The sequence below is a fragment of the Stenotrophomonas sp. P5_A9 genome, assembly GCF_056400525.1.
Map to the genome: position 1 here is coordinate 25311 of NZ_JBFULC010000027.1, position 24667 is coordinate 49977.

At 67.1% G+C, this 24667-nt stretch carries 27 protein-coding genes and 1 tRNA gene; 5 read left to right on the top strand and 23 right to left on the bottom strand.

Translation table 11 applies throughout. From position 1 onward, the window contains the following. Positions 1 to 48: 48 nt before the first annotated feature. From AC1DR7_RS10560 to AC1DR7_RS10645, 18 genes are all read right to left on the bottom strand, one after another. Positions 49 to 474 (bottom strand): hypothetical protein, encoded by a 426-nt coding sequence (locus AC1DR7_RS10560; RefSeq protein ID WP_457319505.1) that lies wholly within the window; start codon positions 472 to 474, stop codon positions 49 to 51. Between the two features lie 67 nt (positions 475 to 541). Continuing rightward, on the bottom strand, positions 542 to 838 hold the full coding sequence (locus AC1DR7_RS10565; RefSeq protein ID WP_256775680.1) for a hypothetical protein: 297 nt from the start codon (positions 836 to 838) through the stop codon (positions 542 to 544). Between the two features lie 301 nt (positions 839 to 1139). After that, positions 1140 to 2144: an XVIPCD domain-containing protein gene (locus AC1DR7_RS10570; protein ID WP_457319506.1), complete on the bottom strand. Its 1005-nt coding sequence runs from the start codon at positions 2142 to 2144 to the stop codon at positions 1140 to 1142. A gap of 16 nt (positions 2145 to 2160) precedes the next feature. Continuing rightward, positions 2161 to 2454: a DUF6393 family protein gene (locus AC1DR7_RS10575; RefSeq protein ID WP_457319507.1), complete on the bottom strand. Its 294-nt coding sequence runs from the start codon at positions 2452 to 2454 to the stop codon at positions 2161 to 2163. Between the two features lie 445 nt (positions 2455 to 2899). Next, positions 2900 to 2974: transfer RNA gene (locus tag AC1DR7_RS10580), tRNA-Val, on the bottom strand. 65 nt (positions 2975 to 3039) lie between these two features. Beyond that, a complete protein-coding gene (locus tag AC1DR7_RS10585; protein ID WP_256775677.1) occupies positions 3040 to 3393 on the bottom strand; it encodes a PilZ domain-containing protein in 354 nt (117 codons plus the stop codon). After that, positions 3390 to 4349, bottom strand: a complete 960-nt coding sequence (locus tag AC1DR7_RS10590; protein WP_478052915.1) for a DNA polymerase III subunit delta' — start codon at positions 4347 to 4349, stop codon at positions 3390 to 3392. Before AC1DR7_RS10590 ends, AC1DR7_RS10585 begins: the two co-directional genes overlap by 4 nt. Before the next feature lies 1 nt (position 4350). Next, positions 4351 to 5016 (bottom strand): dTMP kinase, encoded by a 666-nt coding sequence (tmk, locus tag AC1DR7_RS10595; protein WP_457319468.1) that lies wholly within the window; start codon positions 5014 to 5016, stop codon positions 4351 to 4353. Beyond that, entirely contained in the window at positions 5013 to 6071 is a 1059-nt protein-coding gene (mltG, locus tag AC1DR7_RS10600; protein WP_457319467.1) for an endolytic transglycosylase MltG, read from the bottom strand. The genes tmk and mltG overlap by 4 nt, the downstream gene beginning before the upstream one ends. Before the next feature lie 66 nt (positions 6072 to 6137). Then, positions 6138 to 7493, bottom strand: a complete 1356-nt coding sequence (locus AC1DR7_RS10605) for an aminodeoxychorismate synthase component I (RefSeq protein ID WP_457319466.1) — start codon at positions 7491 to 7493, stop codon at positions 6138 to 6140. A gap of 81 nt (positions 7494 to 7574) precedes the next feature. Beyond that, a complete protein-coding gene (gene fabF, locus AC1DR7_RS10610; RefSeq protein ID WP_256775672.1) occupies positions 7575 to 8837 on the bottom strand; it encodes a beta-ketoacyl-ACP synthase II in 1263 nt (420 codons plus the stop codon). Between the two features lie 136 nt (positions 8838 to 8973). Next, positions 8974 to 9213, bottom strand: coding sequence for an acyl carrier protein (acpP, locus tag AC1DR7_RS10615; RefSeq protein ID WP_017357544.1), 240 nt, complete (start codon positions 9211 to 9213; stop codon positions 8974 to 8976). A 153-nt stretch (positions 9214 to 9366) separates the two neighbouring features. After that, positions 9367 to 10110 carry a 3-oxoacyl-ACP reductase FabG gene (gene fabG / locus AC1DR7_RS10620; RefSeq protein ID WP_256775671.1) on the bottom strand — a complete coding sequence of 248 codons (744 nt, stop codon included), beginning with the start codon at positions 10108 to 10110 and terminating at the stop codon, positions 9367 to 9369. Positions 10111 to 10182: 72 nt separating this feature from the next. Continuing rightward, complete coding sequence (fabD, locus tag AC1DR7_RS10625) at positions 10183 to 11127, bottom strand: ACP S-malonyltransferase (protein ID WP_457319465.1); 945 nt, start codon at positions 11125 to 11127, stop codon at positions 10183 to 10185. A gap of 1229 nt (positions 11128 to 12356) precedes the next feature. Further along, a complete protein-coding gene (locus AC1DR7_RS10630; protein ID WP_256775669.1) occupies positions 12357 to 13139 on the bottom strand; it encodes a BUD32 family EKC/KEOPS complex subunit in 783 nt (260 codons plus the stop codon). Positions 13140 to 13213: 74 nt separating this feature from the next. Then, complete coding sequence (locus tag AC1DR7_RS10635) at positions 13214 to 14191, bottom strand: beta-ketoacyl-ACP synthase III (protein WP_256775668.1); 978 nt, start codon at positions 14189 to 14191, stop codon at positions 13214 to 13216. A 90-nt stretch (positions 14192 to 14281) separates the two neighbouring features. Next, entirely contained in the window at positions 14282 to 14479 is a 198-nt protein-coding gene (rpmF, locus tag AC1DR7_RS10640) for a 50S ribosomal protein L32 (RefSeq protein ID WP_017357626.1), read from the bottom strand. A gap of 108 nt (positions 14480 to 14587) precedes the next feature. Next, positions 14588 to 15097: a YceD family protein gene (locus tag AC1DR7_RS10645; protein WP_256775667.1), complete on the bottom strand. Its 510-nt coding sequence runs from the start codon at positions 15095 to 15097 to the stop codon at positions 14588 to 14590. A gap of 114 nt (positions 15098 to 15211) precedes the next feature. Between AC1DR7_RS10645 and AC1DR7_RS10650 the strand changes: the two genes are divergently transcribed. Beyond that, entirely contained in the window at positions 15212 to 15784 is a 573-nt protein-coding gene (locus tag AC1DR7_RS10650) for a Maf family protein (RefSeq protein ID WP_457318073.1), read from the top strand. 21 nt (positions 15785 to 15805) lie between these two features. Here the strand turns inward: AC1DR7_RS10650 and AC1DR7_RS10655 are convergent, their stop codons facing one another. Further along, positions 15806 to 17647, bottom strand: coding sequence for a glycosyltransferase family 39 protein (locus tag AC1DR7_RS10655; protein ID WP_478051627.1), 1842 nt, complete (start codon positions 17645 to 17647; stop codon positions 15806 to 15808). A gap of 67 nt (positions 17648 to 17714) precedes the next feature. Here AC1DR7_RS10655 and AC1DR7_RS10660 point away from each other — a divergent pair, with 67 nt between their 5' ends. Genes AC1DR7_RS10660 through AC1DR7_RS10675 form a run of 4 tightly spaced genes read left to right on the top strand, consistent with a single transcriptional unit; the run spans position 17715 to position 22087 of the window. Further along, on the top strand, positions 17715 to 18641 hold the full coding sequence (locus AC1DR7_RS10660; protein WP_457318075.1) for an AAA family ATPase: 927 nt from the start codon (positions 17715 to 17717) through the stop codon (positions 18639 to 18641). Between the two features lie 38 nt (positions 18642 to 18679). Further along, complete coding sequence (locus AC1DR7_RS10665) at positions 18680 to 19618, top strand: DUF58 domain-containing protein (protein ID WP_457318087.1); 939 nt, start codon at positions 18680 to 18682, stop codon at positions 19616 to 19618. Further along, a complete protein-coding gene (locus tag AC1DR7_RS10670; RefSeq protein ID WP_457318076.1) occupies positions 19611 to 21563 on the top strand; it encodes a transglutaminase TgpA family protein in 1953 nt (650 codons plus the stop codon). The genes AC1DR7_RS10665 and AC1DR7_RS10670 overlap by 8 nt, the downstream gene beginning before the upstream one ends. Then, the gene (locus AC1DR7_RS10675; protein WP_256775662.1) at positions 21560 to 22087 is read left to right on the top strand and encodes a Slp family lipoprotein; all 528 of its coding nucleotides are present in this window, start codon (positions 21560 to 21562) and stop codon (positions 22085 to 22087) included. The genes AC1DR7_RS10670 and AC1DR7_RS10675 overlap by 4 nt, the downstream gene beginning before the upstream one ends. 167 nt (positions 22088 to 22254) lie before the next feature. Here the strand turns inward: AC1DR7_RS10675 and AC1DR7_RS10680 are convergent, their stop codons facing one another. The 4 genes from AC1DR7_RS10680 to AC1DR7_RS10695 all read right to left on the bottom strand — a co-directional run. Beyond that, on the bottom strand, positions 22255 to 22614 hold the full coding sequence (locus tag AC1DR7_RS10680; protein WP_457318077.1) for a histidine triad nucleotide-binding protein: 360 nt from the start codon (positions 22612 to 22614) through the stop codon (positions 22255 to 22257). Between the two features lie 315 nt (positions 22615 to 22929). Continuing rightward, positions 22930 to 23529, bottom strand: coding sequence for a recombination mediator RecR (recR, locus tag AC1DR7_RS10685; RefSeq protein WP_256775660.1), 600 nt, complete (start codon positions 23527 to 23529; stop codon positions 22930 to 22932). Between the two features lie 99 nt (positions 23530 to 23628). After that, complete coding sequence (locus AC1DR7_RS10690) at positions 23629 to 23949, bottom strand: YbaB/EbfC family nucleoid-associated protein (RefSeq protein ID WP_256775659.1); 321 nt, start codon at positions 23947 to 23949, stop codon at positions 23629 to 23631. 6 nt (positions 23950 to 23955) lie between these two features. After that, positions 23956 to 24667 (bottom strand): DNA polymerase III subunit gamma/tau C-terminal domain-containing protein (locus tag AC1DR7_RS10695; RefSeq protein ID WP_478076478.1); only part of this gene is annotated, 712 nt, incomplete at its 5' end.

The window sequence follows — 24667 nt, forward strand, 5'->3', positions numbered from 1 at the left end:
GTGATTGTGCTGCGTGCGCGCCGATATGACGTGCCATCCGGTGGAGTATCAGGGATACCGCTTGGGCAGGACATCCGTTGCCGACGAGGACACCTTCCCCGTGCGCCAGAACAGCCAGGTGAACCACAGCACGCACCACCACAGCAGCGTCCAGCCAACGACAATCAGCATCTGCGTGCCGTCATCGCTGCCATTCCGGTCGGGCCAGAAGCGCCAGGTGTCCACATATGCGAGGTACGCGCCAAGCAACGATACGGGGATGCCAAGCAACAACCCGATCCCTCTCGCCCAGCGGTGGCGTCGGAAGATCACCAGCGTGCCCAACACCACGACGGCGGTCATGAAGACCGGCAGCCCGAAGAACACCGTCAGCATGCCAACCGGGTCGGAGGCCAGTGCCGGTAGCGGAACGCACAGCGCGATGGGCAGCAGCCAGCAGGCCATCGGCGTTCGGGTACTGCGTCGACTGTTCATCTGCTGCGCTCCCTGCGAGTGTGTCGATGATGCATCAGGCCGAATGCGTCCTGCTACAGACGAACGCTCATCGGGGCTGCCGCCTGACCACCTGATAGATCGCCACGTTCCGCTCGGCCAACGCGCGCACCACTTCAGGGATCAACTGCATCGGCAGGTCCACCTCATAGCCGTGCGCAGTGGTGCGAAGCGCATCCGGCGCGAAGTGGAAGGCTGGATGACCATCGCTGCGTTGAACCAGGAACGCGATCATCGCGTCCCGCACGACGTGTTGCCACTCGCCCACCTCGAAATACACCGGGTACAACACATCACTGTAGTCGGCCGGGCTGGCGAGGGCGGGATCGGTTGCGTCGGGTTCCATGCGGCTCTCCAGGTCACGTGGCGGGAAGGCGGCGGAGGCATCTTATGCTCCCCATGACGAACACGGCCGCAAAGGCGAGGAAAAGCCACGTGAACGTTGTCCGCACCGGTTTTCCGAGCGGATTGAAGCGGGTCTGCTGCTTGAGCGACACGTCCCTCGGTTCACGCCATTTCATGTCGCACTTTGCATCCGCGTCAGTAACTGATTCGTGGACATGAGCTGTGCCATGCACAATACGTTCGGTTGAATTGCCATGTGAATCAGCGCAGGCCGCGGCTCGTGCCCGTTCAGCGGCCATCGTTCACCCCATTCGCATTGTTGCTCGACCGACCTCGTTCTGATTCTGGCTCTGTTCCTGCGCCTGCGCCTGCGCGCGCACCTGCTGCGCATCTGCTGTTTCCAATGCCTGCAGATTCTGCATCAAAGGCTGCTGCGTCGCTTCGCCCCGATCGACGTGAGCACGCATCACAAACTGATCGTTGTCTGCGCTCTTCCAGACCGCAAACACATTGCCGTTGGTCGCGCTGGGCACGACTTCATGGATCTCCGGTATCGGAGGCACATGCGTACGGGCCCGCAGTGCGAGCGCAGCGGCGATACGTTCCTTGTCCTGCACATCTGCATACACACCCACCTCGGGTCCGAGCTGCTCCAGCCCAGCGAGCGCCTGCCGATAGAGCGGGTTGGCGCGCAATTGCACCTCGGGTCCGAGCTGCTCCAGCCCAGCGAGCGCCTGCCGATAGAGCGGGTTGGCGCGCAATTGCACCTCGCGTCCCGGATCGGCGGCAGCATCGTTGGCGCTGAACGTATTCCCCGAGGTGCCCAGCCCCGGCACCACGGGCTTTAGAGAATGATCCAGCGGGCGACCCGATGCGGGCGCCCAATGTCCGCCGACGCCATCTTGGGTGGGCTCGCGGAGATGCGCATCGCGCAGCACACTGTCGGCGAAGGTGTTGGAATTCTGCCGCTGCGGGTCGTAGGGGTATTTGTCGTCCTTGCCCTGGGCGTTGGCCACCATCTGCGCCCACGTCCCGGACAGGTCGGCACCGCTGGCAATCCGCTCGCGATATTGCGCCTGGCCAGTGGCATTGGGATTTTTCGGATGGTCTGGATTGGCGGCGTCGTAGACGAGGTTAGCCTCCACCTGTATCCGTCCATACGGCAATCCCACCTGGGCATCGCCGGTCCATCCGCTGATGGTGTGTTGCTCGCCATTACGGTCGGTGTAGAGGATGAACTTGTGGTGGTACTCCTTGCCCAGCACCGATCCGATATTGCGATATCCGATCTCGATCTTCTCGTCCATGGCCCGATCCTTATGACTACTGGTACTTGAGATGAATCGCCTTCACGGCGATCAATGCCCCTTGGGTGTCGAAGGAAAAGGTCATCACGATCGAACGTGCATCCGGATCGAGCATCGCCTGACCCTTGTTGTCCCGGACCACCAGCTTTTGCGGCGTCTCCTCGACGATCTTCGACGACGCCGACGCAAGGAATGCCTCCTTGACTACGGCCCGGCCCGTGCCGGCGGGAAAGTGCTCGGCGACAAGGTCGCTGACGTCAAGTTGCTCGAAGCGAACCGGCGTTGCCGAGGCATAGATGGATTCCAGCATGGGTCGAACTCCTGTCAGTGTGGTCTGTCCCTGAGCCGGGACGACTTTTCCGTCCCCTGCGGCGGCACAACCGGACAGCGGAAGTACTACAGCGGCGAGGGTAATGATTGCCGCCCATCGGCGAAACGACCTGCATCGCATCATGGTCTCCTGTCGTCCGTTGGCTTGTCGCATGCGCGTAGCCTCGGTCCAACCTCAATGGCCGAGGTGGAGAGAATATATCGCCCCAACGGTTCATGTTGCGTGGCGGCCCCATCCTTCACCACCGGACGTCGGGTCCATCCCGCGCGACTGTATCCAATGCGGAATCCATGCCAGCGCCATCCCTGACGAGCGCCTGCTGACTGCGGGCAAGGTGATGCCTGAGTACAAGGATGCGCCGCCCCCCCCAACCCGCAGGCAACAAAAAAGCCGACCCAAGGGCCGGCTTCTTCATGTTGCAGCGTGGTGGGCGGTACAAGGTTCGAACTTGTGACCCTTGCCGTGTGAAGGCAATGCTCTACCGCTGAGCTAACCGCCCGATGCTGCTGAGCCGCTCATTATAGGGCGGCAAATTTCGACGTCAACGGTTTTGCCGAATTTTCTTCACATCGTGTGGGTGGGCTTGTCCGAGGTGAGGATGCCGGCCAGCAGCGTCTCGATCCGGTGGCGCACGTTCTCCCCTTCCGCCCCTTCGGCCAGCTGCACGCCGATGCCGGCCGCCCGGTTGCCCTGGGCGCCGGCGGGGGTCACCCAGATCACCTTGCCGGCCACGGGCAGGCGCTCGCTGGAGTCGGGCAGGGTCAGCAGCAGAAACACCTCATCGCCCAGGAAGTAGCGCTTGGGGGTGGGCACGAAGACCCCGCCATTCTTCACGAACGGCATGTACGCGCTGTACAGCGCGGCCTTGTCCTTGACCGCCAGCGACAGGATGCCCTGGCGGGCGTTGGTGGCACTCATGCTCTATTCCCCTTTGCTTGCCGCTCGTTGACCTTGTTCCAGGCCAACAACAATTCCACCACCGCAAGGTCGGCGCGCACGGTGGTGCGCAGCAGATCGCGGGTACGGTTGGCGGCGTCGAACCACGCCGCCAGCTTGTGCAATCGATCCGGATCGGTCAAGCCGCCCGCGCTGGCCTGGGCCAGCGCCAGGTCGGCGGCGTGGCGCAGGCGCAAGGCCGCGTTGTCGTCCCCTGCCCAGCGCTGGGCCAGCTCGACCGCCCCGGTGCGGCCGGCCACCAGTGCCTCCAGATCGGTGGCCACCTGCTTGCGCAGCGCCAGGCCGTCATCGCGCAGCCATTCATCGGCCAGCCCCGGGTGGCCACGCGCCGCGTCCAACGCCTCGCGGGCAGTGGCCTCGGTGTGGCCCTGCGACTGCAGCCAGGCCAGCGCTTCCTCGCGGGGCGGCAGCTTGAATTCCAGGCGCTGGCAGCGGCTGCGCACGGTCGCCGGCAGGCGCGCCGGGTCGCTGCTGATCAGCCACAGGTAGCGGCCCGGTTGCGGCTCTTCCAGCGTCTTGAGCAGCGCGTTGCAGGCGGCGCGATTGATCGCGTCGGCCGGGTCGACGATCACCACCTGGGCGATGCCGTACTGCGGGGTCAGCGCCAGTTTCTGCGAGATCTCGCGGACCTGCTCGATCACGATCTCGGTGCGCAGCTTGTCGCCGGACTTGTTGGGAATGAACGAGATCAGCTGCAGGTCCGGGTGGGTACCGGCGGCGATCAGCTGCGCGCTGCGCTTGGCCGCCGCGGGCTCGCCACTGCACAGGATGTGCTGGGCCATGCGCAGTGCCACCGCGCGCTTGCCCAGCCCGGCCGGGCCGCAGATCAGCAGGCCATGGCCGAGTCGGTCGGCATCCAGCGCGGCCACCGTCTGGTCATACGCGCGTTTCTGCCAGGGGGAAAAGGTCTCGCTCATCTCAGCTCTCCGGTGCCTGCGCCAGCCACACATCCACGGCAGCCACCACCGCCGCGGCGACGCCGGCCTGGTCCTGGCTGGCGTCGATCAGGCGGAAACGGGCGGGATCCTCGCCAGCGCGCTGGCGGAACACCGCGCGTACCCGCTGGAAGAAGTCGTCCTGTTCGCTCTCGATACGGTCCGGCCACATGTCGCGGCCGTTGGCGCGGGCGCGCCCCACTGCCACGTCCACGTCCAGCAGCAGGGTCAGGCCGGGCAGCAGGCCGACCGCGCGACGCTCCAGGTCGGCGATCCAGGCCGGATCCAGGCCACGTCCACCGCCCTGGTAGGCGTAGCTGGAATCGGTGAAGCGGTCGCTGATCACGTAGGCCCCCCGGCGCAACGTCGGCTGGATCACCTGGCGTACGTGCTGGGCGCGCGCGGCGAACACCAGCAGCAGCTCGGCCTCGGCCGACAGCGGCTCGGCGGCGATCTCGATGTCCGGCTTGAGGACCAGCGCGCGGATGCGCTCGGCCAGCGGCGTGCCACCCGGCTCCCGGGTCAGCAGCACCTCATGCCCGCGCGCGCGCAGTGCATCGCGCAGCGCGTTGATCGCGGTGGTCTTGCCGGCCCCCTCGCCACCTTCCAGGCTGACAAAGCGCGGGTGGCGCAGCAGCGCGGCGGTCACTGCGGGGCCGCCTGGCTGCGCTGCTGGCGCAGCTGCTGCAGGTAGCGGGCAACGGCGGCGTTATGGTCGGCGTAGTTGGCCGAGAACACGTGCGCGCCACTGCCATCGCCCACTGCAACGAAGTAGAGCGCATTGCCGGCAGCCGGCTGGGCGGTGGCATGCAGTGCGTCGCGGCCGGGCATGGCGATCGGCGTCGGGGTGAGACCGGCGCGGGTGTAGGTGTTGTAGGGCGTGTCGGTGGTCAGGTCGCGCTTGCGGATGTTGCCGTCGTAGCTGCTACCGATGCCGTAGATCACGGTGGGATCGGTCTGCAGGCGCATGCCGATCTTCAACCGGCGCACGAACACGCCGGCAATCTGCGGACGCTCGCTGGGCAGCGCGGTTTCCTTCTCGATGATCGAGGCCAGGGTCAGCAGTTCGTAAGGCGAGTTCAGCGGCAGGTCGTCGCTGCGGCTGTCCCAGGCGGCGGTCAGTTCCTTTTCCATGGCGGCGTGCGCGCGCTTGAGCACGTCCACGTCGCTGTCGCCGCGCTGATACACATAGGTCTCGGGAAGGAAGCGGCCTTCCGGATGTTCGCCGGGGAAGCCCAGCGCCTTCATCAGCGCCGCATCGTCCAGGCCGTCGGTGGTGTGCACGAGCGGATCGGCGCGCTTGAGCGCGGCGCGCAGCTGACGAATGTTCCAGCCCTCGACAATGGTTACCCGGTGCTGCAGCACCCGGCCCTGGCGCATGCGCAGCAGCAGCGCGCGCGGGGTCAGGCTGGCATCCAGCGCGTACTCGCCCACCTTGAGCTTGCCGGCCGCATCCAGCTGGCGCGCCAGCAGCTGCCACTGGGTGTCGCTGCCCTCGTCCACGCCGACCGCGCGCAGCTTGCCCAGGACGGTGTTCAGGCCGTCGCCGGGGGCGATCACCATGCTGGGCTGGTCGGGCGTCAGCGGCGCATCGGCGAAGCCGCTCTGGCTGTGCCAGAACCACGCCCCCGCACCGGCCAGCAGCACTGCTGCCAACAGCAGCATCGCCAGCACGGCCAGACAACCCCGTTTCGCACCCGCCATGGTCACCTCGAATCGATTTCGCCGCCGCGCAGCATACCGCGCGGGTGCTGCACACCGCCAAACGGCTCAATCATGCCGGCCCAGCGCCCGCATCAGGCCGCGCGCCTTGGCGCGGGTTTCGTCCAGTTCCTTGTCCGGGTCCGAATCGACCACGATGCCGGCGCCGGTACGGAACGCGGCGCTGCCCGCGCTCACCTCGGCGGTGCGGATCAGGATGTTCAGGTCCAGGTCGCCGTCGCGGTTCAGCCAGCCGAACGCACCGGTATAGGCGCCACGCGCGGTCTGTTCCAGCTCGGCGATGATCTGCATGCAGCGCACCTTGGGGCAGCCGGTGATGGTGCCGCCGGGGAAGGTGGCGGCGATCACCTGGCCGGGGCTGACGCCCTCGCGCAGGCGGCCGCGCACGTTGCTGACGATGTGGTGCACATGCGCGTAGCTTTCCACGGTCATCAGCTCATCCACTTCCACGCTGCCCGGTGTGCAGATGCGGCCCAGGTCGTTGCGCTCCAGGTCGATCAGCATCACGTGCTCGGCGCGCTCCTTGGGATGGCCGACCAGCTCACGGATACGCGCGGCATCGTCGTCCCCGGCGAAGCGCGGGCGGGTCCCTGCGATGGGACGGGTCTGCACGTCATCGCCATGCACCGACACCAACCGCTCCGGCGAGGAACTGACCACCGCCCTGCCCTGCGCCATGAACAGCCCGGCGAACGGTGCCGGGTTGGCGACCCGCAACTGGGCGTACAGCGCCTGCGGCGACAGCGTGTCGCTGAACTGCGCCTGCCAGCGCCGCGACAGGTTGACCTGGAACACGTCGCCGGCACGCAGGTAATCGATCACCTTGCCGACGCCGTCGGTGAAGCGCGTCGGCGCGTCTTCATGCATGTCTGCCGGTGGCTGCCAGGCCGGCAATGACGGCAGCGCGGCGCTCGCCTGCAGGTCGGCCAGCAGCGTCTGCAGCAACGCGTCGTGGTCAGGCTCGCACACCGCGTGGTACTGGCCGAGCACGCGGTCGTGCAGCACCGCAGCCGGGCAACGCAGGGCCAGTGCCGAGGGCAGCCCGTCGGCGCGCGCCGGCAGCTGCAGCACGGTCTCGATCTGCCCGGCCAGCTCGTAATCCAGCATCAGCGCCCAGCCGCCGCGGAACGGCAACAGCGTCTCTTCGCGGGGCAGCCGCAGGGCGGCCCAGTGCGCATCCAGCACATCAAGGAAGCGGCCGGAGTGCGCTTGCCCTTCGGCATCGCGGACGACGCCGTCGGCATGCAGTGCCTGCGCCTCGCCGTTGCCCATCAGCAGCAGGTCCCAGCGCCCCTGCGCGGTACCCGAGGCAGTGGATTCCATCAGCAGCGGATAGCGCTGCGGTGCCACGCGCTGCAGCGCGAGCAGGTCGGTGGTGGCGGGCAACGGCTGGATCAGGAGCATGGCGGGAAACCGGAAGGAGCGAAGGCCAGATACACCAAGGCCGCCAAGATGGCGGCCCGGTGCGTGTGCGGCGGCAGTGGATCAGACCCGCTTGAACACCAGCGTGCCGTTGGTGCCGCCGAAGCCGAAGCCGTTGGACATGACCACGTCGACCTTGGCATCGCGTGCGGTGTTGGGCACGTAATCCAGGTCGCAGCCTTCGCCGGGCTGGTGCAGGTTGATGGTCGGCGGAATCACGTTGTCGCGCAGCGCCAGCACCGAGAAGATGGCTTCCACACCGCCGGCCGCGCCGAGCAGGTGGCCGGTCATCGACTTGGTGGAGCTGACCATCATTTTGTGGGCGTGGTCGCCGAACGCGGTCTTCATCGCCATGGTTTCGCCCAGGTCACCCAGCGGCGTGGACGTGCCATGCGCATTGAGGTAACCCACCTGGTCCGGGGTCACGCCGGCGTCCTTGAGGGCCATGGTCATGCAGCGCGCCGCGCCTTCGCCGTTCTCGCTCGGGGCGGTCATGTGGTACGCATCGGAGCTGGCGCCGAAACCGGCCAGCTCGGCATAGATGCGCGCGCCACGCGCCTTGGCGTGTTCGTATTCTTCCAGGATCAGGATGCCGGCACCGTCGCCCAGCACGAAGCCGTCGCGGTCCTTGTCCCACGGGCGCGAGGCTTCCGCCGGCGCGTCGTTGCGGGTGGACATGGCCTTCATGGCGCAGAAGCCGCCCAGTGCGGTCGGCGAGGAGCCGCGCTCGGCGCCGCCCACGACCATCACGTCCGCATCGCCGTACTGGATCATGCGCATGGCGGTGCCGATGGAATGGTTGGAGGTGGCGCAGGCCGACACCGCCGAGAACGACGGGCCCTTCAGGCCGGTGATGATGCTCAACTGCCCCGGGAGCATGTTGATGATGGTCTTGGGCACGTAGAAGGGCGAGATCTTCTTGCCCTCGTGGAAATCGATGGTTTGTTCTTCGATACCCAGCAGGCCGCCGATGCCGGCGCCAACGATGGCACCCACGCGCTCTGCGTTGCCGTCGGTGATTTCCAGGCCCGAATCGTTCAAGGCCATGAAGGCGGCACCGAGGCCGTAATGAATGAACGGGTCCATCTTCTTGGCATCCTTGCCACTGACCCGGAACGTGCCGAACTGTTCGTTGTCGGCGGTGATGTCGAAGTCCCTGACCTCACCTGCAATCTTGGTGGTGAAACGGTCCAGGTAGGATTGCGAAACGTTGGTCAGCGGACCGATGCCGGAACGGCCTTCGGTAATGCCCTTCCAACTGGTGGCCATATCATTGCCCAACGGCGAGACCATGCCCATGCCGGTAACGACGACGCGACGCTTCATTGCAGATTCTCCTGACCCGGATGTTGCGGGTATGACGCGGTGTAACGCTTAAATGCACAGGGCCGCAAGCGCGGCCCCATGGGATTGCCGCGCGCGGCTGGGGCAGGTGCCACCGCCGCGCGCAAGCCGCCTGACATCAAGCCTTGACGTGGGCGTTGATGTAGTCGATTGCAGCCTGGACGGTGCTGATCTTCTCGGCTTCTTCGTCCGGGATTTCGCACTCGAACTCTTCTTCCAGCGCCATCACCAGTTCAACGGTGTCCAGCGAGTCAGCGCCCAGGTCATCGACGAACGATGCGCTGTTGGTGACTTCTTCTTCCTTGACGCCAAGCTGTTCGACGACGATTTTCTTGACGCGTTCTTCGATGGTGCTCATTGGATATCGCTCCAGATGGAGTAGTGGTTCAAAAATGACGCCATCCGGTAATGGATGACCGTGGGATAGTGTAGTGGAAACCGGTGATGCCTTACATCGCTGCAAAACACCTTTCAGATCAACCACTTGCGGCGCGGTCCGTGCGCCACATGCTTACGGCATGTACATGCCGCCGTTCACATGGAGGGTTTCGCCGGTGATGTAGCTGGCCGAGGGACCGGCCAGGAACGCCACCGCATTGGCGATGTCGGAGGCTTCGCCCAGGCGTTCCAGGGCGATGGACTTGACCAGGCCGGTGCGCTGTTCTTCGGGCAACGCCTTGGTCATGTCGGTGTCGATGAAGCCGGGGGCGACCACATTGACGGTGATGCCACGCGAGCCGATTTCCTTGGCCAGCGACTTGGAGAACGCAATGATGCCGGCCTTGGCGGCGGCATAGTTGGCCTGGCCGGCATTGCCGGTCACGCCGATCACCGAAGCGATGTTGATGATGCGGCCACGGCGTGCCTTCATCATGCCGCGGATGACCGCCTTGGAGGTGCGGAACACGCTGGTCAGGTTGGTGTCCAGGATGGCCTGCCAGTCCTCTTCCTTCATGCGCAGCAGCAGGTTGTCGCGGGTGATGCCGGCATTGTTGACCAGGATGGTGATGGCGCCGAACTCCTTGGCGATGCCGTCCAGCACCGCGTCCAGCGCAGCAGCGTCGGTCACGTTCAGCGCGCGGCCATGGCCGCCGGCAGCGGCCAGGCGCTCGCCGATCGCAGCAGCGCCGGCGTCGGTGGTGGCAGTGCCGATGACGGTCGCGCCCTGCGCGGCCAGTGCGTCGGCAATGGCGGCGCCGATGCCACGGCTGGCGCCGGTCACCAGTGCGATTTCACCCTGAAGGGGCTTGCTCATCTGTAGTTCCTCGAACGGGACCGATCCACGCGCCCGGCCCGAAGGCAGGGCGACGCGAACGCGGTCGAAGGATCAGGCAGCCCAGGTTTCGCGGGCAGCCTCGAAATCGGCGGGCGTGGACAGTGTGCGCGCGTCCAGCGATTTGTCGATGCGCTTGATCAATCCGCTCAGCACCTTGCCCGGGCCGCACTCGGCAACGCGGGTGACGCCACGGGCGGCCAGCGCCTGTACGCAGCCGGTCCACTGGACCGGCAGGTACAGCTGCTGGACCAGCGCCTGGCGGATGGCGTCGATGCCGTCATGCACGCGGGCATCGACGTTCTGCACCACCGGCAGCGCCGGGGCGCGCCAGTCCAGCCCGGCCATGGTTTCGGCCAGGCGGTTGGCGGCTTCGCGCATCAACGGGGTGTGCGAGGGCACGCTGACGGCCAGCTTGACCGCCTTGCGCACGCCCTTCTCGGCCAGCAACGCCAGCGCGCGGTCCACCGCAGCGGCGTCGCCACCGATGACGATCTGACCGGGGGAGTTGAAGTTGGCCGGGACCACCACCTGGCTGCCGGCGGCCTGCACGCAGACCTCCTGGACCAGGGCGTCCTCGGCGCCGAGCACGGCGGCCATCGCGCCGACACCGGCCGGGGCAGCGTCCTGCATCAGCTGCCCGCGCAGGCGCACCAGATGGGCGCCGTCGTGCAGGGTGAGGGCGCCAGCGGCGACCAGGGCGGTGTACTCGCCCAGGCTGTGACCGGCAAGGACGGCGGGCTTGGCACCCCCCACCGCATTCCAGACGCGCCACACGCCAATGCTGGCGGCCAGCAGGGCCGGCTGGGTGTATTCGGTGCGGTTGAGCATTTCCTCGGGACCGCCCTGCGACAGCGCCCACAGGTCGACACCGGCGCCGTCGGAGGCCTCGGTGAAGGCATCGCGGACCTGCGGGTGCAGCTCGGCCAGTTCGGCGAGCATGCCCAGCGACTGCGACCCCTGGCCGGGGAATACGAATGCGAGATTGGAATCGGTCACGCGGTCATCCGCCTGCAAAAATCGAACGGCGAATGATAAGGCCGAACACCGCCCTGCGTCTGTACTGGCGCGTATGTGGCGAGGGGTTATTGGCCGCGCTGAAGCGGGCGCGAAGGTCAAAAACGCGCCCGCACCATCGGGGAGAGGGCTGGGGCGGACCGGGGTGCGGGACACGCCGAGAATCCATCCCTGGGGGCTCGCATGCGCCATCCATGGCGCATGACGGTCCCGCACCGCGGCCCCCACCCCAGCCCTGCCCTGTCCTGCCGAGGATGGTCGGCACGCCTGGAAAGACCAACGCCGGGCAGCGGCCTTCGTTTGGGTTGGAGGTGCCGAGCATGGCTCGGCACTACCCTCTTCTTAAATGACGGGCAGGCCTGCCTTGCTGAGACCCGGCAACGCTGAGGCGAAGTGACATTGATCGCCCACCAGCACCGACCCTTGCAGCCATGCCCGGTGTGCAGGCGAGATCCAGAGTGGAGCAGCGGCCTTCGTTTGGGGCTGGAGGTGCCGAGCATGGCTCGGCACTACCCTCTGCCCAGAATGACGGGCAGGCATGCCTTGCTGAGACTCGGCGGGGCTGAGGCGAAGCGCCGTTGATCACCCACCCACGCCGGCCCTTGCAGTCCTGGCCGGTGCGCAGGCGAGATCCAGAGTGGAGCAGCGTCCTTCGTTTCGGGTTGGAGGTGCCGAGCATGGCTCGGCACTACCCTCTCCCCAAATGACGGGCAGGCCTGCCGTGCTGAGATTCGGCGAAGCCGAGGCGAAGTGCCGTTGATCGCCCACCCACGCCGGCCCTTGCAGTCATGGCCGGTGCGCAGGCGAGATCCAGAGTGAAGCAGCGTCCTTCGTTTCGGGTTGGAGGTGCCGAGCATGGCTCGGCACTACCCTCTCCCCAAATGACGGGCAGGCCTGCCGTGCTGAGATTCGGCGAAGCCGAGGCGAAGTGCCGTTGATCACCCACCAGCACCGACCCACTGTCGGGGGTCGGTGTGGGTGGGTTGGCGGGACCGTCGGGCGCCATGGATGGCGCACGCGAGCTTACAGGGACGTACTTGCAGCGTGTCCCGCCAACCCACCCACACCGGCCCGAACACGGGACCACGAGCAATGACGCTTCGGCTTCGGCTTCGGCTTCGGCTTCGGCTTCGGCTTCGGCTTCGGCTTCGGCTTCGGCTTGAGCTTCGGCTCCAGCTCCACAGCCTTGCCCCTGAAAAAGAAAACCCCGATCACACCAGCAACTGCAGAATGTCCAAGTCGCCGTCGGAGAAGAAGTCGAAGCAGATCACCGCCAGCATCAGCATGCCCAGCGTCGTGGCCCCGTGCACGATCAGGATCGCGTGTGCCAGCGACCGCGCCGACCGGCCGAGCTTCATGCTCGCCCGCGCCAGACCCTGCAACCGCCCGGAGACCGCGTGCGCGTGCGCCAGCACCGGCGCCTGCACCCCGTCCATCGCCTCGGACATCAGCTGCTGCAGCCGCTGCGGACGGTCCTCGTAATACTTGGCCACCCCATAGCCGAACATCAGCCAATCGCGCGCCTGCGCCTGGTCCAGCGCCATCACTTCCAGCGGGTCTTCCTCGAAATCGATGAACCCCACCCGCGTGCCGTCCCAAGTCAGATTGCGCGGCAACGGCTGGCCGAAATACGCGCCCTTGCCATGCGCAGCAGCGATCGCCTGCATCGCCGCCGACACCAGCCGGTCACGGCCGGTCTCGTCGGCCTGCCGCAGGCAGGTATTGAACGAACTGCCGTTGTCCTCCAGCACCAGCGCCGCGTGACCGCTGCCGATCACGTGCGGCACGTTCACCCCCTGCGCAGACAGCTCCGCCAGGCGACGCGCTTCGGTCTTCCTGGCCGCGTCACCGCCACGGTGCGGCGGCGGACGCAAGGCATCCAGCTGGAAACGGTGTGCAACGAAATTGAGCAGGCCCAAGGCGACTGCGCGGCTTCCTTCGCCGTACTGCTTCAGCCAGGCGCGTTGCCCTTCAATGACGATGGGCTCAACCATGACGGATCTCCTGAAATGCAGACGGCCCCAAAAGGGGCCGTAACGACAACGTCACGCTGTCGTAACCAGCACTATCAATAGCGCAGCAGCGCCGAACCCCACGTGAAGCCACCGCCGAACGCTTCCAGCAACAGCAACTGGCCGCGCTCGACGCGACCGGAGCGAACCGCCACGTCCAGCGCCATCGGCACCGACGCCGAGGAGGTGTTGCCGTGCTTGTCCACCGTCACCACCACCTGGTCCATCGACATCTCCAGGCGCTTGGCCGTGGCTTCGATGATGCGCAGGTTGGCCTGGTGCGGAATCAGCCAGTCCAGGTCGTCCTTGGTCAGCGCATTGGCTTCCAGGGTTTCATCCACGACCGAGTCCAGCGCCTTGACGGCGTACTTGAACACGTCGTTGCCCTTCATCAGGATCGCGCCACGGGCGTTTTCGCCCTCGCCGAAACCGGCCGACACACCGACCGGATTCCACAGCAGCTCTTTCTTGCTGCCGTCCGAATGCAGGTGGGTACTGAGGATGCCGGTCTCTTCGTCGGCCTTGAGCACGACCGCGCCGGCACCATCGCCGAACAGCACGCAGGTGGTGCGCTCGGTCCAGTCAACGATCCGGGTCAGGGTTTCCGCACCGATGACCAGCACATGCCGTGCATCACCGGAGCGAATGAATTTGTCGGCCACGCTCAACGCGAACACGAAGCCCGAACAGGCCGCGTTGACGTCGAAAGCGGGGCAGCCGGTCGCACCGAGCTTGGCCTGGATCAGGCACGCGGTGGACGGGAAAATCAGATCAGGCGTGGTGGTACCCACCACGATCATGTCGAGCTGCGAAGCGTCGATACCGGCCGCTTCAAGCGCACGTACCGCGGCGTGGTAGCCGAGGTCGCTGGTGGTCTCATTCTCGGCCGCGATGTGCCGTTCACGAATACCGGTGCGCGATTGAATCCACTCATCGCTGGTGTCGACCATTTTCTCCAGATCCTGGTTGGTCAACACTTTTTCGGGCAAATAACTACCAGTGCCCGCGATCCTCGAGTAGATCCGCTTGCTCATTGCATGTCCTGCTGTACACGGCCGTCAACAGTGACAGCCGGGAAGAAAGGAGTAAAGGCCGCTGCCCGACCGGGCAGCGGCCCTCACGAATCAATCTTCTTCGACGGCCGAGTTCGACTTGGTCGTGATCACCTTCTTGCCACGGTAGAAACCGTCAGCGGTGATGTGGTGACGCAGATGCACTTCACCGGTGGTCGGATCGGTGGACAGCTGCTTGGCGCTCAGGGCGTCATGCGCACGGCGCATACCGCGGCGGGACGGGGTGACACGGGATTTCTGCACAGCCATGGGATTGCTCCAAACTCGGTTCGTTTTGCTTCGTCGTATCGTCGCGCAGGACGCCAGCGCCCAGCACAGTTTTCGCTTTCGCCGCAGCCGCCGACGACAATCCGGCTGCTATTGTTTTTTCAGTGCCGCCAACGCCGCGAACGGATTGGCCTTGCTGATTTCTTCTTCGGTCGGTGCCCAGTCCTGGTCCACGGCCTCACCATCGGGAGACAACGGCACGACGGGCACGGCCAGAACGAGTTCGTCCTCGACCAGTTCCAGCGGTCGCAGCATGCCGTCTTCCGGCACGAGCCACGGCTCCCACCCTTCCGGCAGCGAGGACTCTTCCTCTTCGCTGCGGATCAGGCCGAGACGCTGCACCATCGAAACCGGCAACAGGAATCGCTGCAGGCTGCGCTGACAGATCAGCGGCAACGCGGTGTCGATGGACAGTTCCACATAGGATACCCGCAGGATGTCGTCGTGCGCGAATTCCAGTGCATAGGTGCACGTTCCTTCGGTATCGGCGACAAGGCCTTGCAGGCGAGTCAATTGCGCTAGATTCACCTGGCCGTCGAAGCGCCTTCGCGCTGCAACCATCCGCCAAGCATCCAGCATTTCGGGCACGTTTGCGGACATAAGCCGCTGAATGTTAAGGATCGTCCGGGCCGCTGTCAAATACCTGCGCAGTCAGGTTGCCGATCCCCGCCGGAAGGGCCCAGACTGCCGGCCTCCCGTGACCGGTATTGTCGCATGACACCGCTGCTGCTTGCCTCTACCTCCCGCTACCGCCGCCAATTGCTGGAGCGCCTCGGCCTGCCCTTGGAGACCGCCCGCCCCGACGTGGATGAGACCCCGTACCCGGACGAAGCCCCGCGGGTCATGGCGGTGCGCCTGGCGCGGGCCAAGGCCGAGGCGGTCGCCCGGGCCCATCCCGGCCGCTGGGTGATCGGCTCGGACCAGGTGGCGGAACTGAACGGCGCCCCGCTGGGCAAGCCGGGCACGGCCGAGCGTGCGCAGGCGCAGCTGGCCGCGATGTCCGGGCAGGTGGTCCAGTTCCATACCGCCATCAGCCTGATGCGCGACGGCGAGGTCCTGCAGGCCTGCGACCTGACCCGGGTGCACTTCCGTGTCCTGGATGCGGCTGAAATCGCGCGCTACGTGGCCGTCGAGCAGCCGTTGGACTGCGCCGGCAGCTTCAAATGTGAAGGCCTGGGCATCAGCCTGTTCGAGGCAATCGAGAACCGCGACCCGACCGCGCTGGTCGGGCTGCCCCTGATCGCACTGAGCCAACTGCTGCGCCAGGCGGGCTACACCCTGCCCTGAGCCCGCATCCACCCGCCGCACTCAGCGCTCGGGCACCTGCAGCGCCTGTTCCTGCCACGTCTCGACGCTGCCATCGCGGCCATGCAGCCGCAGGCCCAGCCAGTGCTTGCCCGGGGCCAGCGCGCGCGTATCGATGCGCGCGTCGAAGCCCACGTTGGGATGCTGCGGGTCGTTGGAGATCGTCCAGAAACTGGTGATGTCGTAGGCGCGGCCATAGGTGGCCTCGGCAGCCGGCTTGCCATCGACCAGCACGTCCACCCGCGACAGCCCCACCCCGTCCTTGAATGCCCAGCCACGCACGTCGAGCAGTCCGTTGACGTGCGCGTTGGGTTGCGGCGTGTCGATCCAGGCCATCGCCGGGGTCACGCAGGGCCCGGAGGCCTGCCCGGCCGGCAGCTTGAACAGCAGGAACCGCTGGAAGCCATGGTCGTTGCTGACCACGCGCGGCGGCGGCAATGGCCCTACCTGTGCGCAGACCTCGTGATAACGCTGCAGCAGGTCGCGGTAACGCTGGTCGCTGGGCGACAGCACCAGCAGCATCGGTGTTTTGCGCGGGCCCTCGTGCAGCAGCCCCCACAGCCCGAGCTGCGCGGTGCGGCCGTGCTTGTCGTTGAGCGGATGGCGCAGCACGTCGATCGACGGATCCCGCAGCTGGAAGCCCAGCTCGGCGCCCACCTTGAAGTTGCCGGCGAGCACGCGGGTACCGGGCGGCATGGTCTTCAGCTCGTCGCGCACCGCCGCCGCCAGTGGCTCCCAACCGGCGAAGTTGCGCGGATAGTATTTGTCCCCCGCCAACTGCTCGCGCAGGCTCGGCGTGGACGCCATCAGGTAGTAGCCGAACGCCAGCGCCAACCCGCCTCCGGCCAGCCACCAACCGGTGCGGCGCAACCAGCGCGGCCATCCGTTGAGCACCACCGGCACCGCCACCAGCAGCGCCAGGTAGCCCGGCAACGGCCAGTGGAAGCTGATGCGCTCCACGTCGGTGAAGAAGCCCAGGCCGAAGATCGACAGCGTCGACACCGCACCGACCAGGCCGAAGTAACGCCACTGCGCGCGCGCCCCACCGCCGGAGCGGGTACCGGCCAGTGCCACCTTCCACATCGCCATGCACAGGATCGGGGTGACCAGCATCGGCTGGATCACCAGGAACCACAGACCGCTCCACTCGAATGCCCACGGATGGCGTTCGACCACCTGGAATTTCAGCCCGGCATCATGGTTGTCCGCATTCCACGACAGCAGCGGCAACCACGCCAGCACACCCACCGCCAGCGCCACCCACACCCGCGGATCGCGCAGCATGCGCCGGCCCTGTGGCAACAGCAGCAGCGCGATGAAGCCAACCACGATCACGCCGATGAAACGGTAATGGCTGAGCGCGCCAATGGTCAGGCCCAGCCCCAGCTTCACCGCAGAGGCGGCATCGACGGTACGCAGCAGGCGTGCGCCGGCATCCAGGCACAGCACTGCGGCCAGCGCCATCGGCACATCCGGCACCGCCAGCATGCCCAGCGTGCCCGACAGCGGCATCAAAACGGTCAGGCTGCCGGCCTGCCAACCGGCCACCGCACCGAACCAGCGCGCAGCGATGCGGGACACCAGCCACGGCAATGCCGCACCGATGGCCAGGAACGGCAGGCGCAGGGCCAGTACATGCGTGCCGCCCAGTTCCACGCCGAGCCGCGACAACCAGGCCGTCAGCCCGGGAAGATCGGAGTAGGCCGCGGCCAGGTGCTGGCCTTCCTGCCAGTAGAAAGCCTCGTCCACGAACAACGGCAGACGCGCGGCGACCACCAGCTTCACTGCGGTGATCAGCGTCCACAACAGCAGAAAAATTGTGCGTGCGCGTTGTTCGCCCTGCATTGCTCTATAGAATCGAAAGGAACATCGACACGAGACGGACATGGAAAATTCGCCCCACGTGCCAGCCATGCTAACCGATGTACTGCGACAGGCTCTTCGCAGCGCCCAGGACCAGGTCAATGGCCTGGTCCTGGGCAAGGCGCACGAAGTGCGGCTGGCGTTCGTCGCGCTGCTGTCCGGCGGCCACCTGCTGATCGAAGACCTGCCCGGCCTGGGCAAGACCACGCTGGCCCATGCGATGGCTTCCAGCCTGGGACTGGGCTTCCAGCGCGTGCAGTTCACCTCCGACCTGCTGCCTGCCGATGTGCTCGGCGTCTCGGTTTACGAGGCGGCCAGTCGTCAGTTCCAGTTCCATCCGGGCCCGGTCTTCACCCACGTGCTGCTGGCCGATGAAATCAACCGCGCGCCGCCACGCACCCAGAGCGCCCTGCTCGAAGCGATGGCCGAGCAGCAGGTGACGCTGGACGGGGTGACCCACCCGCTGCCCGATCCGTTCTTCGTGATCGCCACCCAGAATCCGGTGGATCTGTCGGGTACGTTCCCGCTGCCGGATTCGCAGCTGGATCGGTTCCTGCTGCGGCTGGCGCTGGGCTACCCCAATGCCGAATCCGAACGCGAACTGCTGCGCGGCATCGACCGCCGCCATCTGATCGCCCAGGCCACCCCGCGGCTGGACGATGCGCAGGTGCGCACGCTGCGCGAGGCGGCCATCCAGGTGCATGCCAGCGAGGCACTGGTGCATTACGTGCAGGCGCTGCTGACCCGCAGCCGGCAGCATGCGGGCGTGCGCGTGGGGCTGTCGCCGCGCGCCGGGCTGGCGCTGCTGCGCGCGGCCAAGGCGCATGCCCTGCTGCTGGGGCGCACGCATGTGGTGCCCGAGGACGTGCAGACCTTGTTCGTGGCCGTCGCCGGCCACCGCCTGGTGCCCGAGGCCGAGGCCAACACCGGGCCGGCGCTGGCCCGCGCGATCCTCCAGACCGTGCCGGTGGATTGAGCATGCGCCGCGGCTGGGGAGACCGCTTGAAGCATGCGATGTTGCCGGCCAACGGCCGGCCCTACACGCGACCGCGCCAGCCGGAGGCGTTGCCACGCCGGCTGGACCGGCGCCGCATCTACGTGCTGCCCACCCGTTTCGGCCTGTTCGTGGCCGCGCTGCTGGCGGCGATGCTGCTGGGCGCGCTGAACTACAACAACAACCCGGCGATGCTGTTGGCCCTGCTGCTGGCCACCGTGGCCATTGCCAGCACCATCAGCGCGCACCTGCAGCTGTCGGACCTGCAGATCGATGCGGTCTCGGCCGAGCCGGTCCACGCCGGGCAGCCGATGCGCCTGCGCATCAGCCTGTCGCGCCGCGATGCACGCGCGCGTCGCGGACTGGAAGTGGCGCATGCGCAGGCCGTCGTGTTCGGCCATCTGATCGACAGTGAGCAGATCGAAGTGGACCTGATGCTGCCCACCGAACGCCGCGGCTGGCTCGACCTGGAGCGGATCCGGATTTCCACCACCCAGCCGCTGGGACTGGTACGGGCGTGGTCGTGGGTGTGGCCGGATGCACCGCTGCTGGTGTATGCGGCACCGGCGACACAGGCACCGCCGCTGCCCGAGAGCGGCGGCGATCCCCTGCATACCCGCGTGCGTGCCAACGGCGATGAGCTGCACCAGTTGCGCCCGTACCGCGCGGGCGACCCACAACGCAGCATCGCCTGGAAGCATTCGGCGCGACGCGACACCCTGCTGGTGCGCGAGTACGAACAGGCGGTCGGCGTGGATGTGCTGCTGGACTGGCGGCAGCTGTCATCGCTGCCGGTCGAAGCGCGCATCGCGCGACTGGCGCGCTGGGTCGACGTGGCCGAACGCGACGGCCGCCGCTACACCCTGCAGTTGCCCGGGCAACCGGTGCTGGGGCCGGGCAACGGCAGTGCCCACCACCACCTCTGCCAGCGCGCACTGGCGCTGATGCCGCATGGCTGAGCCGACCTCCCCCGCGTTGAGCGCCAGCGCACGTCACTGGACCCTGGCCAGCGCCGCGCTCGGTCTGGTCCCGCTGCTGCTGCAGCTGCCCAATCTGCTTGCGGCCATCATCGGCGTGGTGGCGCTGGCAACCGCGCTGATATCGCGCCAGCGTGTGCTGCCCGCGCCGGTGCGGCTGCTGCTGGTCATGGGCATGCTCGCGGCCATTTACTGGCAGATGGGCGCCCGCCCCGGCCGCGATACCGGCTGCGCGCTGCTGGCGGCGATGCTGGCCCTCAAATCCAGCGAGCTGCGCAGCTTGCGCGATGCCCGCAGCCTGCTTGGTTTCGCGTTGTTCGCACCGTTCGCCGCGTTCCTGCTGGACCAGGGCCCGCTCACCATGGGCCTGGCGGTACTGGCTGCGCTGACCGTCTTGCTGGCGCTGCAGCGCCTGGCGCATGCCGAAGGCCAGGCCCCGAGCCCACGCCTGGGCGGCCAGATGCGCAGTGTCGGGCGGCTGATCGCGCTCGGTTTGCCGCTGGCGCTGGCCGGGTTCTGGCTGTTCCCGCGGCTGGCCGAACCGTTGTGGGGCATCCCCGAACGCGCGGTCGGCAAACCGGGGCTGTCCGACCGGATGGACCCGAGCCAATGGCTGGACCTGATGGCCGACGACAGCCCGGCGCTACGTGTGCAGTTCTACGGCACCGTGCCGGCACCGCAGCAGCGTTACTGGCGTGGCCCGGTGATGACCCACTTCGATGGCCGGGTCTGGGAGCGCGACCGTGGCAGCCAGAGCCGGCCGCCACCGGCGGTCACCCAGGGCGGTCCACGCTGGGACTACCAGATCGACTACGAACCCACCGACCGCCGGCAGCTGGTGGCGCTGGACCTGCCGCTGCTGGCACCGCCTGGCAGCGACCTGGATGCCGACCACAGCCTGCGCAGCCGCAGCAGCCTCACTGCACTGACCCGCTGGCGGATGCAGTCAGCACCGGCCACCGCCTATGCCAATGACCTGTCGCGCTACCAGCGGCAACAGGCGCTGCAGTTGCCGGCGGGCTTCAATCCGCGCACCGCCACGCTGGCCCACCAGTGGCGCGCCGAGGCCGGCAATGACGACGCCGCGATCGTGAACCGTGCGCTGGGATGGATCCGCGCGCGCTTTGCCTACACCCTGGACACGCCCCTGCCGGGACGTGATGGCGTGGATGCATTCCTGTTCGACCAGCAGGCCGGCTACTGCCAGCACTTCAGCTCCTCCTTCGTGGTGCTGATGCGCAACGCCGGCATTCCCGCGCGGGTAGTGACCGGCTTTGCCGGTGGCACCCGCAACCGCTACGGCGACTACTGGGTGGTGCGGCGCATGGATGCCCACGCCTGGGCGGAAGTGTGGTTGCCCGGACGCGGCTGGGTGCGCGTGGACCCGACCGCCGCAGTTGCGCCCGAACGCATCTACGACACCCTGGAAGACCGTCTGCAGGCTGGCGGTGACGTAAGCACCCTGGAAGGCCGCTGGATGCAGTTGCGCCAGGCCAGCGACTGGCTGCGACGCGGCTGGAACGACCTGGTGCTGTCCTTCGACGCGTCGCGCCAGCAGCAACTGCTGCGCCCGCTGGGCATCGACAAGCTCGAGCCGGGGCAGCTGATCGTCGTTTTCACCCTCTTCGCACTGGCCGCGCTAGGGTGGATGGCATGGCTGCTGGGCCGTGGCGAACGCGAACGCGATCCGCTGCTGCGCGCCTGGCACCGGCTGGGACGCCGCTACGCCAGACTCGGCCTGGCCCGCGACCCTGCCGAACCTGCCAGCCAGTGGGCCGAGCGCATCCACCGGCAACGCCCCGATCCGGCGCTGCTGTCGCTCAGCAGCCGTTTCGTTCGCGCGCGTTACGCTGGCGCGGACGTCGACCTCACTTCATTATTGCGCGACCTGCGCAGGCATCGCCCGTCCTCCGGAGCATCCCCATGAAGATCCAGATTCTGCTTCCCCTCGCTGCTTCGCTGGCGCTGGCCGCCTGCGCGACCGCGCCCAAACCGCTGCAAGGCCAGTTCAGCATGGTCAGCCCGCGCGATGCGGTGCCCACCCAGCAGGTTGGCACCCCGGTGCGCTGGGGCGGACGCATCATCGAGACAAATCCGGGGCAGGGTCAGACCTGCTTCCAGTTGATCTCGCGCCCGCTCAACGGCAGCGGCCGCCCGAGCACCACCTCGGCCGACGCCAGCGACGGCCGATTCATCGCCTGCCGCGCCGGCTTCTACGATCCGGCCGTGTTCGAGCCGGGCCGCGATGTGACCTTCATCGGCAAGATCGCCGGCTACGAGAACACCCGCATCGGCGAGTACGACTACCGCCTGCCCAAGCTGGATGCCGACGTCATCTACCTGTGGCCGGAAGTGCGCCAGGTCGATGTGGTGCCGGCCTACCCGTACGGCCCTTGGGGCGGTCCGGGCTGGGGCCCGGGTTGGGGCTACCGCGGCTGGGGCTGGTGGTAACTGGCTAGGTACCGACCGTTGGTCGGTATGCCTTGAAGAAAAAGCCGCCGAAGGGCGGTTTTTTCTTTGCTCCCCGGTAGAGCCACCCCATGGGTGGCTCCCTTCCGATCAGGCGTCGCGCAGCCACCCGCGGGGTGGCTCTACCTGGCACCCTCGCCCTTGGCGCGTCAGGCGTTGGGCGTTCCGAAGTGGCCCAGCGGCGCGCCGGCCAGCAGGTGCAGGTGGATGTGGAACACGGTCTGCCCGGCATGCTCGCGGCAGTTCATGACGATCCGGTAGCCGTCCTGCGCGAATCCTTCCTGACGCGCGTAGTCGGCCGCGGCCAGGGCCAGCTTGCCGATCAGGTGCGCCTGCGACGGCTGCACGTCGTCCAGGGTCGGAATCGCCTCGTTCTTGGGAATGAACAGCACATGCACCGGCGCCTGCGGGGCGATGTCCTTGAAGCCGAGCACTTCGTCGTCTTCATAGACGATGCTGGCCGGGATTTCGCGGCAGATGATCTTGCCGAACAGGGTGTCTTGGCTCATGGGGCACCGTTTTGAACAGGGGGCTGGAGCTTAGCGCGGATGATCGCCGGGATCATTGCCGCGCCTTGCGCGGGCAGCCGACCATGGCTCGGCTCTACCGTGTGGATGCATCGCGTGGCCAGCCGGCCATGGGTCGGCTCTACCATGTGGATGCATCGCATGGCCAGCCGACCATGGCTCGGCTCTACCGTGTGGATGCATCGCGTGGGCAGCCGACCACGGGTCGGCTCTACCGTGTGGATGCATCACGTGGCCAGCCGGCCATGGGTCGGCTTTACGCGTGGATGCTCGACATTGTCGACCGGTCGCCTGGCGTCATTCCTGCACTTCGGTGCGCGTACCGAAGGCGTGCGAGAGCGTGCCACGGTCCACGTATTCCAGCTCGCCGCCCAGCGGCAGGCCCTGGGCCAATCGGCTCGGGCGCACCTTGTGCGTGCGCGCCAGCTGCGCCAGGTAATGCGCGGTGGCTTCGCCTTCGACCGTGGCGCTGGTGGCAATGATCAGCTCCTGCACCTCACCCTGCTGCAGGCGTGCTTCCAGCTGATCCAGACCCAGTTCGCGCGGGCCCACGCCGTCCAGCGGCGACAGACGCCCCTGCAGTACGAAGTACACGCCCCGGAATCCGGTGGCGTGTTCGATCGCCAGGCGATCGGCCGGGGACTCCACCGCGCACAGCTGCTGCCGCTCACGACTGCCGTTGGCGCACACCGCGCAGATCTCGGTCTCGCTGAAATCGCGGCACTGCGCGCAATGGCCGATGCGTTCGATCGCCTTGGCCAGCACCTCGGCCAGCTTCTGGCCGCCCACCCGTTCGCGCTCGAGCACGTGGTAGGCCATGCGTTGGGCAGTCTTCTGGCCCACGCCCGGCAACACCCGGAAGGCCTCGATCAATTGTTCGAGCAGGGGCAGGCTCATGGCGGTGTGCTCATCTCAGAAACAAGCGCGCGAAGCCGACAAGGCTTCGCGTCGCGGTCGCCAGCATGGCACCGGGCAGTGCCCGGCGCGGGTACTGGCTCAGAACGGCAGCTTCATGCCCGGCGGCAACTGCATGCCGGCCGTGGCCGAACCCATGCGGTTCTTCGACTCGGCATCGATCTTGTTGGAGGCATCGTTGAACGCGGCCGCCACCAGGTCTTCAGTCATTTCCGCATCGCCCAGGATCGACGGATCGATACGCACCTTGCGGCACTCCTTGGCACCGGTCAGGGTCACGCTGACCATGCCGCCGCCGGCGCTGCCGGTGACTTCCAGCTTGGCGAGTTCTTCCTGGGCCTTCTGCAGGTTTTCCTGCATCTTCTGGGCCTGCTGCATCAATTGGGCGATGTTGCCGCGCATGGTTCTTTACTCATCAAAAGGACGGATGGAATCGGCCACGACCCGGGCGCCGTGCTGCTGGATCAGCAGCTGCACCTGCGGGTCGGCCATGAAGGCGGCTTCGGCCGCCTGTTGCCGCTCGCCACGCTGGCGGTCGGAACGCTGGTGCAGCGTTTCGGCCTCGGCGTTGCCATGTTCGATCACGATCCGCGGGGTCTGGCCCAGCGGCCCGGACAGCGCGTCGGTGAGCGCCGCCAGCGAACGGTCCGAACACAGGTACTCAAATCCGGGCGATACCGCCAGTTTCAAGACACCCTGCTGAAAACTGATGAACGCTGCGTGCGCGGCCAGCTGCCGCGACGGACCGTTGAGCTGGCTCTGGGCGACCAGTTCCAGCCAGGCTTCCGGCGAGGCCAGCGCGATAGGTTCACCTGCCGCAGCAGCCTGGGACGGGGCGGCCGACGGAGCGATGGCGATGCCCTGCGGGCGGGGTGTCGGCGACGGGGCGGCCACAGGCGCAGGCGCCGCCTGACGTGCCGCCGGTGCTTCCCAGGGCGCGACCATGGCCGCGTCGGGGCTGGCCATTTCCGCCGCCAGCGCCTCATCGCGATCTTCCGCGCCGCCGTGGTGCCACGGCGGCGGGTCGTCTTCGGGCGCCGGTCCGGCCGGCGGAGCCGCCTTGGACGGGGCGACCTCGGAAACGACCACCGGCGGGGCGACGGGCGGCRCGGCCACCACC

Bases quoted from the DNA above. Each gene is read 5' to 3' on its own strand.
- AC1DR7_RS10560 (WP_457319505.1), bottom strand. From the start codon at position 474: ATGAACAGTCGACGCAGTACCCGAACGCCGATGGCCTGCTGGCTGCTG.
- AC1DR7_RS10565 (WP_256775680.1), bottom strand. From the start codon at position 838: ATGGAACCCGACGCAACCGATCCCGCCCTCGCCAGCCCGGCCGACTAC.
- AC1DR7_RS10570 (WP_457319506.1), bottom strand. From the start codon at position 2,144: ATGGACGAGAAGATCGAGATCGGATATCGCAATATCGGATCGGTGCTG.
- AC1DR7_RS10575 (WP_457319507.1), bottom strand. From the start codon at position 2,454: ATGCTGGAATCCATCTATGCCTCGGCAACGCCGGTTCGCTTCGAGCAA.
- AC1DR7_RS10585 (WP_256775677.1), bottom strand. From the start codon at position 3,393: ATGAGTGCCACCAACGCCCGCCAGGGCATCCTGTCGCTGGCGGTCAAG.
- AC1DR7_RS10590 (WP_478052915.1), bottom strand. From the start codon at position 4,349: ATGAGCGAGACCTTTTCCCCCTGGCAGAAACGCGCGTATGACCAGACG.
- mltG (WP_457319467.1), bottom strand. From the start codon at position 6,071: ATGGCGGGTGCGAAACGGGGTTGTCTGGCCGTGCTGGCGATGCTGCTG.
- AC1DR7_RS10605 (WP_457319466.1), bottom strand. From the start codon at position 7,493: ATGCTCCTGATCCAGCCGTTGCCCGCCACCACCGACCTGCTCGCGCTG.
- fabF (WP_256775672.1), bottom strand. From the start codon at position 8,837: ATGAAGCGTCGCGTCGTCGTTACCGGCATGGGCATGGTCTCGCCGTTG.
- acpP (WP_017357544.1), bottom strand. From the start codon at position 9,213: ATGAGCACCATCGAAGAACGCGTCAAGAAAATCGTCGTCGAACAGCTT.
- fabG (WP_256775671.1), bottom strand. From the start codon at position 10,110: ATGAGCAAGCCCCTTCAGGGTGAAATCGCACTGGTGACCGGCGCCAGC.
- AC1DR7_RS10630 (WP_256775669.1), bottom strand. From the start codon at position 13,139: ATGGTTGAGCCCATCGTCATTGAAGGGCAACGCGCCTGGCTGAAGCAG.
- AC1DR7_RS10635 (WP_256775668.1), bottom strand. From the start codon at position 14,191: ATGAGCAAGCGGATCTACTCGAGGATCGCGGGCACTGGTAGTTATTTG.
- rpmF (WP_017357626.1), bottom strand. From the start codon at position 14,479: ATGGCTGTGCAGAAATCCCGTGTCACCCCGTCCCGCCGCGGTATGCGC.
- AC1DR7_RS10645 (WP_256775667.1), bottom strand. From the start codon at position 15,097: ATGTCCGCAAACGTGCCCGAAATGCTGGATGCTTGGCGGATGGTTGCA.
- AC1DR7_RS10650 (WP_457318073.1), top strand. From the start codon at position 15,212: ATGACACCGCTGCTGCTTGCCTCTACCTCCCGCTACCGCCGCCAATTG.
- AC1DR7_RS10655 (WP_478051627.1), bottom strand. From the start codon at position 17,647: ATGCAGGGCGAACAACGCGCACGCACAATTTTTCTGCTGTTGTGGACG.
- AC1DR7_RS10660 (WP_457318075.1), top strand. From the start codon at position 17,715: ATGCTAACCGATGTACTGCGACAGGCTCTTCGCAGCGCCCAGGACCAG.
- AC1DR7_RS10665 (WP_457318087.1), top strand. From the start codon at position 18,680: ATGTTGCCGGCCAACGGCCGGCCCTACACGCGACCGCGCCAGCCGGAG.
- AC1DR7_RS10670 (WP_457318076.1), top strand. From the start codon at position 19,611: ATGGCTGAGCCGACCTCCCCCGCGTTGAGCGCCAGCGCACGTCACTGG.
- AC1DR7_RS10675 (WP_256775662.1), top strand. From the start codon at position 21,560: ATGAAGATCCAGATTCTGCTTCCCCTCGCTGCTTCGCTGGCGCTGGCC.
- AC1DR7_RS10680 (WP_457318077.1), bottom strand. From the start codon at position 22,614: ATGAGCCAAGACACCCTGTTCGGCAAGATCATCTGCCGCGAAATCCCG.
- recR (WP_256775660.1), bottom strand. From the start codon at position 23,529: ATGAGCCTGCCCCTGCTCGAACAATTGATCGAGGCCTTCCGGGTGTTG.
- AC1DR7_RS10690 (WP_256775659.1), bottom strand. From the start codon at position 23,949: ATGCGCGGCAACATCGCCCAATTGATGCAGCAGGCCCAGAAGATGCAG.